General features: G+C 48.9%; 1 protein-coding gene. It reads right to left on the reverse strand.

All coding sequences use genetic code 11. The features are described from left to right. The coding region (locus tag I5349_RS13725; protein WP_226391349.1) for an aldehyde dehydrogenase family protein at positions 1 to 274 on the reverse strand (274 nt) is incomplete at both ends.

Raw genomic sequence — 274 nt, forward strand, 5'->3', positions numbered from 1 at the left:
GTAACGACAGAAATCAACCGCCTCACGAACTTCATCAATGCTGTCGTGAATGGTTTTACCCGCTTCTTGATGACAAATCGCCACCAACTCCGCCAAGTTTGCTTCCATCAGGTCAGCAAGTGTTTCTAAACACTTCGCTTTTTGCTCAATCGCGGTGCCTTTCCATTCTGGGAATGCCGCTTGCGCCGATTCAATCGCAGCGGAAACATGATCAAGAGTTGCAAAAGCGACTTGACCCACTTCAACACGACGATCGTAAGGCGCGGTAATGATC

The organism is Penaeicola halotolerans (assembly GCF_016464625.1).
GTDB classification, from domain to species: domain Bacteria; phylum Bacteroidota; class Bacteroidia; order Cytophagales; family Cyclobacteriaceae; genus Penaeicola; species Penaeicola halotolerans.